The sequence below is a fragment of the Bifidobacterium sp. LH_424 genome (assembly GCF_056356895.1).
In genome coordinates, this window is record NZ_JBKEVC010000018.1 from 1 (window position 1) to 8,807 (window position 8,807).

The following is an 8,807-nucleotide window of genomic DNA, read 5'->3' on the forward strand; positions in this document are numbered from 1 at the left end:
CCGGGCTGGACGCGTACATCGTCCACTGGAACACCAAACGACGCCAGAAACGACTCGGGGGACACACCCCGGAGGAATTCCGGAACATGTCCCCCACAGCCTGATCAGGTACCCTTAATAAACCACGTCCAGCAATCGGGGCGCAGTTCAGACGAGGGGGCTGTCGGCGAAGCCGACTGGGGGAGAGACAGCGGAGTTCCCGCGGTCTCTCCTGATTGTCGTTCGTGATATCGCCTCCCTCGTCAGAGGGAGGCTTTTTCATATTTGTACATATTCATGCATATTCGTATGCGTATCGATTCGCATGCACATCGATGGGAGGTCATCATGCCGGTGCTGGGACTCGGCCATGACGTGGTCGACGTGGCGGCGTTCGCCGAGCAGCTCGCGCTGCCTGGCTCGCGCATGCGTGCGCTGTTCTCGGTGCGCGAGACGCGCCAGGCCGCGGCCCGCGCGGCGCTCAAGCACGACGGCGAGGCCGTGCATCTCGCCGCCAAATGGGCCGGCAAGGAGGCCGTCCTTAAAGCATGGTGCGAGGCCGTGGGGGAGGGGGCGTTGCCGTACACGATCGACGATTTCCCCTGGTCCGGCGTCGAGATCCTCGACGACGCGCACGGCCGCCCGCACGTCGCGCTGCGCGCCGACGTCGCACGCGCGTTGCGCGAGTCCGTGCCCCAGCCTCCCGCCTTCCGCTGGCATGTCTCCCTCACCCACGATGCCGGCGTCGCCTCCGCCGTCGCGCTCCTCGACTCATAACCCCATGGTGCGGTGAAATCCCCATGGTGCGGTGCCGTAAAACGGCCATTTTCCAACGATATGGAGATTGTGTGTTGCCGCACCATGGGAGTGATGGGCGATGGCGGACGGGCGTGGGGTGCAAACGCTGTTACCGTTGCGGTGGTGCGTCTCGAAACGGTTTGACACGCCGGTTATCGAACCGGTTTGATAACACGCGCGCGCGACGATACACTGGACACCGTCATCGCATACAACCAACGACGAAGTTAGGCATCGCAGCTAAAAGGAGTCACAGATGGCCGAAACCACCGCAACCAAGTCCGCCCCCGCGACCGACGACGTGTTCGCCGCGCGACTCGCCCGCCATCACGACGAATTCGAATCCCTGTTCCGCATGCTGTACGGCGACTCGCCGGAGCTCGCCGTCTTCGAGCGCGCCATGGCCGAGGCCTACGCCGAGCGCCCCGCCGACCTCAAGGCCCTCGACATCGAGCGCGAGAAGGACCCCGAGTGGTACAAGCGCGGCGACATGTTCGGCATGACCATGTACACCGACCTGTTCGCAGGCGACCTGAAGAAGCTCGCCGGCAAGATCGACTACCTCAAGGAGCAGAAGCTCACCTACCTGCACCTCATGCCGCTGCTGAAGATGCCCCACCCGGACAACGACGGCGGTTACGCCATCGAGGACTTCGACACCGTCGACCCGCTGCTCGGCTCCAACGAGGACCTCGCCGCCCTCACCAAGAAGCTGCGCAAGGCCGGCATCAGCCTGTGCCTCGACTTCGTGATGAACCACACCGCCTCCTCCCACCGTTGGGCGAAGGCCGCCGAGGCCGGCGACCCCGAATACCAGGACTACTACTTCTGCTACGACGACCGCACCATCCCCGACCAGTACGACGCCGTCGTCCCGCAGGTCTTCCCGAACACCGCGCCCGGCAACTTCTCCTGGAACGAGAAGATGGGCAAGTGGGTCATGACCCAGTTCTACCCGTTCCAGTGGGACCTCAACTACCGCAACCCGAAGGTCTTCACCGCGATGATGACCTCCGTCATGCACCTCGCCAACCTCGGCGTCGAGGTGTTCCGCCTCGATGCGGTGCCGTACATCTGGAAGCAGTTCGGCACCAACTGCCGCAACCTGCCGCAGGTCCACACCATCGTGCGCATGATGCGCATGATGCTCGAGATCGTCTGCCCGGCCGTCGTCCTCAAGGGCGAGGTCGTCATGGCCCCCAAGGAGCTCGCCGCCTACTTCGGCACCCCCGAGCGCCCCGAATGCCACATGCTGTACAACGTGTCCATCATGGTGAACCTGTGGGCCGCGCTCGCCAGCGGCGACGTGCGTCTGCTCAAGCGCCAGGCTGACAAGCTCAACGCCCTGCCGGACAACTGCTGGTTCGTCAATTACCTGCGCTGCCACGACGACATCGGCTGGGGCCTCGACGAGGACGAGGAGGTGCGCCTCGCCATCGACCCGCTCAAGCACAAGGAGTTCCTGTACCACTTCTACGAGGGCACCGTGCCCGGCAGCTGGGCCATGGGCGAGCTGTACAACTACGACGAGGCCAGCAAGGACGCCCGCAGCTGCGGCACCGCCGCCTCCCTGTGCGGCGTCGAGAAGGCGCTCATCACCCACGACAAGCCCGCCTACGAGAAGTCCATCGACCGCGACCTGCTGCTCCACCGCGCGATGGCGTTCCTGCGCGGCTTCCCGATGCTCAACTGCGGCGACGAGATCGGCCAGCTCAACGGTTGGGACTACAAGGAGGACCCGGACCGCGTGGCCGACAGCCGCAACCTGCACCGCAGCAAGTTCGACTGGAAGAAGGCCGCCGAACGTCACACGGCCGGCACGCTCCAGAACCGCCTGTGGGAGGGCATGGAGTCCCTGCGCGAGATGCGCGACGACCCGTGCTTCGGCCCGGATGCGTGGGTGACCACGTGGGACACCCACGACGACGCGATCCTCGCCGTCCTGCGCAAGGAGGGCGAGCGCACGATCGTCGGCCTGTTCAACTTCACCGACGCCGACACCTACGCCGTGCTCGACAGCACCGCCGACGTCACGCTCCCCGAGCGCGTCGACCTCAAGCCCTACGAGGCGAAGATCATCGTCGTCCACGAGTGAGCGCTCCCCGAATCGTCGTCGCGGGGTGACGCCGCACGCGCCGCTCCACGACGTACCATCATCGGCATCGTGTCCTGTTCCTCTCGGACGCGATGCCGTCCCACCTGTGGCCCCGGCCGCGTGGATCCCCTTCCCGCGCGGCCGGGGCCATCCATATTCCGGCGGCGATCCGGGCGGCGGGTTCGGCGATCCCGCGACGGTGGAAGGGCCGGATCATCGTCCGTCGCAGCGCGCTACAGTCGCCCATATGGGAACCATCGGGAACGATGCGCGCATGCCGCGCACGGAACAGGTCGCCGACCGCGTCGTCGCCGTCGACGAGACCGGATCGACGAACACGCTCGCGCGCGAACTGATTGCATCGGGGAAATTCGCCGGGAAGACAGTCACCGTCGTCGCGGCCGACCGGCAGACCGCTGGACGCGGCCGCCTCGACCACACGTGGGAAAGCGCGCCGGGAGAGTCGTCCACCGTATCGTACGTCGTGACCGTGCCGCGCGCGCTCGCCGTCGACGGGACGGTCAACGGCTGGCTGCAGATGACCGCCGGCCTCGCCACGCTCGACGGATTGCGGGCAGCGCTCGCGGAGGTCGGCGCGAAGCCGCTGCGCGACGCGGCCGCCGACCGTCTCGGACTCAAATGGCCGAACGACATCTTCATCGGCGGCCTGAAGCTCGGCGGCATCCTCGCCGAACTCGTGCCGTTGCCGGAACGTCCCGGAGTCCCGGAATCCGACGACGTCGCCATCGTCTTCGGCGTCGGACTGAACCTCGCCGTACCCGCCGACCGGCTGCCCACGCCGCAGGCCACGTCGCTGCAACGGCACTACGCGCCATTGCCGTCGGGGGAGGAGATGCGCGACCGGATCGCCGCCGGGACCGTCGTCGCATTGCGCTGCCGTCTCGCCGCGTTCGCCGCCGGGCCACGCGACGCGGCGGCGGCGTTGCGGCGCGAGACGGCCGGCGTGTGCGTCACGCTCGGACGCCGCGCCGTCGCGCACTTCACCGACGGAAATTCGCTGGAAGGCGAGGCCGTCGCGCTGAACGACGACGCGTCGCTCACGATCCGCGACGACGCCGGCGTGACGCACGTCGTGCGCACCGCCGACGTCGGCGTGCTGCCCGCGTGACCTGTGACGACGACACGACGGTGCCGCGCGGGTTGTGCGTCGCGCGGCCTTGTGTATAATGGCACGAGTTGTTTTATCGGAGTGATTCGATGAGACGATGCGCGGATGTAGCTCAATGGTAGAGCCTCAGTCTTCCAAACTGATTACGCGGGTTCGATTCCCGTCATCCGCTCCACTAAGAGCCGGCGGGATTCCGCCGGCTTTCTGCGTTGTGAGGGGTGCATTCGAACTGTTCCGAATGCGTATCTTTGTTGCGAGGGGTACCTGATTCCGGATATCCCGGGTACGTGTGGCTTTATATCGGGGTTCATACTCGGGAAACTGGTCTGGAGGCACCCCTCGTAAGCCAGATGGATGTCCGTGACGCGTTCTTCTCCGGCGGCTTGCAGTATCGTGGACGGAAGAAAAACGGCGCGCGCCGTGGTCGGGCGCGACGGATGTGAAGGAACGACGGCAAGCGAGGCGGTATATGGCGGACGAGAGCGAACGCAACGAGGCCACCGAGATCGTGGACGGCAGGGTCGAGACGGTCGAGGTGTCGAAGCATCCGGAGGCGACGATTCCCGAGACCGACCTGTCGCTCGCGGACATCGAACGCGGACGCTCCCACCCCGTGCGCTGGGCCGTGTACGCCGTGGCCGTGCTCGTCGCGATCATCGCGCCGTACTGGTACGGGCGCGCGCTCGCCGTCAACGACACCGCGTGGCTGACCGCGCACCTTGACGAGTTCACGCCGCAGGGCATGGCGTTCCTCTCGTGGACGGTCACCCTGACGGCCATCGCCATGCTGGGCGTCGCGATCGTCGACTCCGGGCGGTGGATCTGGCGCATCCTGTTCGTGATCGGTCTCGCCGCCGAGCAGTTCGTCGCCGGCGTGGCGTTGCTCAGACTCGACTTCTGGTATTCGACGTACGTCGTGTACGGCGAATCGGCGACCGTCGCGAACGCGGCCAACCTCGGCATCATCGCCGCCGGATTCGGCGTGGCCGTGTTCGCCGTGATTTGGGTGGGGTTGCTCGTCGTCATCAGGAAGGAGTCGCCGCTCAACGTGCTCACGCGCAGCTGGGCGTCGTTCATCCTGTTCTTCGTGATCGAGGTGGCGGCGCTGCTCGTCGTCATGTTCGGCGGGCTGCTCTCCACCGTCGCCGCGTGATTCGTGGCGCGGGCGGGCGGTGGGGCGTGTTCGCCGTGCGCGTGACACGCACGTCCGCGCCGTGTCCTATAGTTTCCATTTGGCGTAAATCGCCCGCGGATAGAGAGCGCTCCACGCACCGAGCATGGGGCACCGCGCAACGACCATAAGGAGGATGCCGTGGCACTTACGGCTGAAGAGAAGTCCCAGATCATCAACGAGTTCGCGACGCACGAGGGCGACACCGGCTCCCCGGAGGTCCAGGTCGCGCTGCTCTCCAAGCGCATCTCCGACCTGACCGAGCACCTGAAGAAGCACCAGCACGACCACCACTCCCGTCGCGGCATGCAGATGATGATCGGTGACCGTCGCTCCCTGCTCGACTACCTCAAGCGCAACGACATCAACCGTTACCGTGCGCTGATCGAGAAGCTTGGTCTGCGTCGATAGTACAGACTTCCGCCCGGGCGCCTTACGGCGTTCGGGCGTTTTACATACGCCTGCCAAACGGCAACACAACCGAAGAGGGGACGGATTCGAGAGGACGGGCCGCAAGGTGCGGCCGACGAGAGAATCCGGTTTACGAATCGTGAGTTGACACGAGGGCGCGGCCGGGGGTCGCGCATGGCGACGGCGGGAGGTCCGATCGGAGGTCCGATCGGATGGGGCCGCGCCGCCGGAACGAAAGCGAATGTAAGAGCCTGGCCCGGCTGAAGATGGGCCGCATGGTTGTAGGAAAAGACAAGACAAAGGAGGAACCCTGATGGAGGGTCCCGAAATCAAGGCCGCAGAGGCCATCATCGACAATGGGTCGTTCGGTAAGCGCACGCTGCGCTTCGAGACCGGCCGTCTCGCCCAGCAGGCTGACGGCGCCGTCGCCGCCTACCTGGACGACGACACCATGGTGCTGAGCACCACCACCGCCGGCAACAGCCCGAAGGAGAACTACGACTTCTTCCCGCTGACCGTCGACGTCGAGGAGAAGATGTACGCCGCCGGCAAGATCCCCGGCTCCTTCTTCCGCCGCGAAGGCCGCCCGTCCAACGACGCGATCCTGGCCTGCCGCATCATCGACCGCCCGCTGCGCCCGCTGTTCCCGCACACGCTGCGCAACGAGGTGCAGGTCGTCGAGACGATCCTGTCCGTCAACCCGGACGACGCGTACGACGTGGTCGCCCTCAACGCGGCCTCCGCCTCCACCATGATCTCCGGCCTGCCGTTCTCCGGCCCGGTCTCCGGCGTGCGCCTGGCCCTCATCGACGGCCAGTGGGTCGCCTTCCCGACCTGGTCCGAGCGTGAGCGCGCCGTGTTCGAGATCGTGGTCGCCGGCCGCGTGATCGACAACGGCGACGTCGCGATCGCCATGATCGAGGCGGGCGCCGGCAAGAACGCCTGGCACCTCATCTACGACGAGGGCCAGACCAAGCCGGATGAGACCGTCGTGGCCGAAGGCCTCGAAGCCGCCAAGCCGTTCATCAAGGTCATCTGCGAGGCCCAGAACGAGCTCAAGGCCGCCGCGGCGAAGGAGACCCGCGAGTTCCCGCTGTTCCCGGAGTACACCGAGGACCTCTACAACCGCATCGACGAGATCGCCCACCAGGACCTCGACGAGGCGCTGACCATCGCGGAGAAGCTGCCGCGTCAGGAGCGCATCCACGAGATCAAGGAGCACGTGCGCGAAATCCTCGCCAACGAGTTCACCGACATGGACGACGCCGAGAAGGACAAGGAACTCGGCAACGCGTTCAAGGAGCTGCAGCGCCAGATCGTGCGCCGCCGCATCCTCACCGAGGACTACCGCATCGACGGCCGCGGCCTCAAGGACATCCGCACCCTGTCCGCCGAGGTGGACATCGTGCCGCGCGTCCACGGCTCCGCCCTCTTCCAGCGCGGCGAGACCCAGATCCTGGGCGTCACCACGCTGAACATGCTCAAGATGGAGCAGCAGCTCGACTCCCTGTCCGGCCCGCAGTCGAAGCGCTACATGCACAACTACGAGATGCCGCCGTACTCCACCGGCGAGACCGGCCGCGTCGGCTCCCCGAAGCGCCGCGAGATCGGCCATGGCGCCCTCGCCGAGAAGGCCCTCGTGCCGGTGCTGCCGAGCCGCGAGGAGTTCCCGTACGCGATCCGTCAGGTCTCCGAGGCCATCGGCTCCAACGGCTCCACCTCCATGGGCTCCGTGTGCGCCTCCACCCTGTCGCTGCTGGCGGCGGGCGTGCCGCTGAAGGCCCCGGTCGCGGGCATCGCGATGGGCCTGGTCTCCGGCGACGTCGACGGCCAGCACATCTACAAGACCCTGACCGACATCCTGGGCGCCGAGGACGCGTTCGGCGACATGGACTTCAAGGTGGCCGGCACCTCCGAGTTCATCACCGCCCTGCAGCTCGACACCAAGCTGGACGGCATCCCGGCCGACATCCTCGCCGCCGCGCTGCAGCAGGCGAAGGACGCCCGCACCACGATTCTCGAGGTCATCAACGAGTGCATCGACGGCCCGGCCGAGATGAGCGAGTTCGCCCCGCGCATCATCACCACCTCCGTCCCGGTCGAGAAGATCGGCGAAGTCATCGGCCCGAAGGGCAAGATGATCAACCAGATTCAGGAGGACACCGGCGCCGAGATCGCGATCGAGGACGACGGCACCGTCTTCATCTCCTCCGAAGGCGGCGAGGCCGCCGAGAAGGCGAAGCAGATCATCGACTCCATCGCCAACCCGCATGTGCCGGAAGCCGGCGAGACCTACAACGGCAAGGTCGTCAAGACCACGTCGTTCGGCGCGTTCGTGAACCTCACGCCGGGCACCGACGGCCTGCTGCACATCTCCCAGATCCGCAACCTCACCAACGGCGAGCGCATCGACCAGGTTGAGGACGTGCTCAAGGAGGGCGACACCGTCGAGGTCGTCGTCCAGGGCGTCGACGACCGCGGCAAGATCTCCCTCGCGATCCCCGGCTTCGAGGATCAGGAGAACAACGCGCGTCGCGGCGGCGACCGTCCGGCCCGCGGCGAGCGCGACGACCGTCGCGGCTCCCGCGGCCCGCGTCGTGACCGTGACGACCGTCGCGACCGCGACGACGATTTCGATGATCGTCCGCGTCGTCGCCGTTCCGACGACCGTGACGACCGTCGCGATGATCGTGATTACGATGATCGTCCGCGTCGCCGTCGCGCCGAGCGTGACTACGACGATCGCGATCGTGATTACGATGATCGTCCGCGCCGTCGCCGTTCCGACCGCGACTACGATGACCGCGACGACCGTCGCGTCTCCCGCGCCGACCGTGATGACGATCGTCCGCGTCGTCGTCGTTCCGACCGTGACGACGACCGTCGCTCCGACCGTGACGACCGTCGCGGCGGCCGCGGCCGTGGCGGCTATGACCGCAATCCGCGCTACGCGACCGACGAGAACTATGACGAGTACCACGCGGACCGCATCGAGCGCACCGAGCGCCCGCGCCGCCGCGTCCGTCGCGACTTCGATCCGTTCGAGGACTGATTCGGACTGATCGGACTGTGGTCGATGGTTCTCTCTCGGCCCCCTCTGACTGAACTGCGCCCCGATTGCTGGACGTGGTTTATTAAGGGTACCTGATCAGGCTGTGGGGGACATGTTCCGGAATTCCTCCGGGGTGTGTCCCCCGAGTCGTTTCTGGCGTCGTTTGGTGTTC

7 protein-coding genes and 1 tRNA gene are annotated in these 8,807 nt (G+C 66.3%); all 8 read left to right on the forward strand.

What is annotated here, in order from left to right; translation table 11 throughout:
* On the forward strand, window positions 1-104 hold a 104-nt coding region (locus tag AC1AYP_RS10515; RefSeq protein WP_476547207.1), incomplete at its 5' end, for an IS3 family transposase.
* Between the two features lie 223 nt (window positions 105-327).
* Window positions 328-756, forward strand: coding sequence for a holo-ACP synthase (locus AC1AYP_RS10520; protein ID WP_476547837.1), 429 nt, complete (start codon window positions 328-330; stop codon window positions 754-756).
* 277 nt (window positions 757-1,033) lie between these two features.
* Entirely contained in the window at window positions 1,034-2,872 is a 1,839-nt protein-coding gene (locus AC1AYP_RS10525) for an alpha-amylase family protein (RefSeq protein WP_476547839.1), read from the forward strand.
* A gap of 274 nt (window positions 2,873-3,146) precedes the next feature.
* The gene (locus AC1AYP_RS10530) at window positions 3,147-4,001 is read left to right on the forward strand and encodes a biotin--[acetyl-CoA-carboxylase] ligase (protein ID WP_476547842.1); all 855 of its coding nucleotides are present in this window, start codon (window positions 3,147-3,149) and stop codon (window positions 3,999-4,001) included.
* A gap of 101 nt (window positions 4,002-4,102) precedes the next feature.
* Window positions 4,103-4,176: transfer RNA gene (locus AC1AYP_RS10535), tRNA-Gly, on the forward strand.
* A gap of 294 nt (window positions 4,177-4,470) precedes the next feature.
* On the forward strand, window positions 4,471-5,154 hold the full coding sequence (locus tag AC1AYP_RS10540) for a hypothetical protein (RefSeq protein ID WP_476547843.1): 684 nt from the start codon (window positions 4,471-4,473) through the stop codon (window positions 5,152-5,154).
* A 159-nt stretch (window positions 5,155-5,313) separates the two neighbouring features.
* Window positions 5,314-5,583 (forward strand): 30S ribosomal protein S15, encoded by a 270-nt coding sequence (rpsO, locus tag AC1AYP_RS10545; RefSeq protein WP_034527929.1) that lies wholly within the window; start codon window positions 5,314-5,316, stop codon window positions 5,581-5,583.
* 313 nt (window positions 5,584-5,896) lie between these two features.
* The gene (locus tag AC1AYP_RS10550) at window positions 5,897-8,635 is read left to right on the forward strand and encodes a polyribonucleotide nucleotidyltransferase (protein WP_476502857.1); all 2,739 of its coding nucleotides are present in this window, start codon (window positions 5,897-5,899) and stop codon (window positions 8,633-8,635) included.
* Window positions 8,636-8,807: the final 172 nt, after the last annotated feature.